General features: G+C 51.1%; 1 protein-coding gene. It reads right to left on the bottom strand.

What is annotated here, in order from left to right; genetic code table 11:
* Positions 1–295 precede the first annotated feature (295 nt).
* Positions 296–1,021, bottom strand: a complete 726-nt coding sequence (locus tag HMPREF1155_RS08760; protein WP_009079518.1) for a DUF5067 domain-containing protein — start codon at positions 1,019–1,021, stop codon at positions 296–298.
* Positions 1,022–1,132: the final 111 nt, after the last annotated feature.

Below are 1,132 nucleotides of genomic sequence, written 5' to 3'. Positions count from 1 at the left end.
CATGCTGTACGTACAACGTTTTCTTTAAAAGTATGCTTGAACGTACATTGGACTCGGCAAACGGTCGATACAGATATCCGATACTAAAATCCAGGTAGATTACGTCTTTATCGTACATGTACCGTCTTATCGCGAGCAGTATGGGATGAATGCGGTTCGATATGAGTTCGTTCGATATCAACCTACTTCCCTTATATGTATGTTTATTTATATCATATGGGAACGAAAACGAGGTTCGCCACTTTAAGCTGACGAACCTCGCGTACGGATGATTAGGTGAATCGACGCGGTCGAGCTACGCTACGCTGAAAGTCGCAGTCGCGAGCTTCTCCTTGGAGAAGGATAACAGCTCTGCAACCTCTACCTCGACATCGGAATCGCTCTTAAGGGAATAGGCCACTTGATAGGTCGTACCGGCTCCGGGCCTCACGTCTGCCATGTGTCCGTCGTTATCAAGGTTGTTCACGAATGCTATTTCCAGCTGAACGCCGTCCTGGAAGGCTTTTTCGCTCAGCGCGACCATGGCATTCGTGGTGTCGTCGGAATTATTCGTCCAAGAATACGTTACGACGATGGCCTTATCGCCGTTGTAGTCGGTCGTCACCGTCGCGTTATCGATCGATACCTGATACTTGGACGAGGTCTTGTCGGCAGCTGCGACAGCATCCGACGAAGCGCTGGTTTCATCCGTGCTGGAAGCGCTGTTCGCCTCGGACATCGAATTGTCCAAGGCCTTGTCTATGGCAGTGGAATAAACCTGCTGAGAAATAAGCACAAGGACGATGGAAACAATCGCAAGGACGATAGCCGCTATCGCGATTCCCTTTCCGCCCTTAGTCCCCTTGCGAATGCCTATAAGTCCCACCACGCCAAGCGCAAGACCGACGAGCGCAAGAATGAACGACCCGTTATTGATGATGGGAATGAGAGAGGTCACGATGGCGAGTATTCCCAGAACGAGACCTGCGATGGCAAGTCCCGAGGTCGGCTTCTTTTCGATATTCACATTCAAATCCGGCATGATTCTTTCCCTTTCTCCCTATCTGCAAGCTTAAGAGAGCCATTCCTCTACCCTGCGTCCCTCAAGCGATAACGGGCAGAGGATATCGGATGACCCCCCCCCCCCCCCCCC

Source organism: Slackia sp. CM382 (assembly GCF_000293015.1).
Taxonomy (GTDB): domain Bacteria; phylum Actinomycetota; class Coriobacteriia; order Coriobacteriales; family Eggerthellaceae; genus Slackia; species Slackia exigua.
This window is presented reverse-complemented; position numbering and strand designations above follow the sequence as displayed.

Excerpts from the sequence above, each read along its gene's own strand:
- HMPREF1155_RS08760 (WP_009079518.1), bottom strand. The coding sequence starts at position 1,021 with ATGCCGGATTTGAATGTGAATATCGAAAAGAAGCCGACCTCGGGACTT.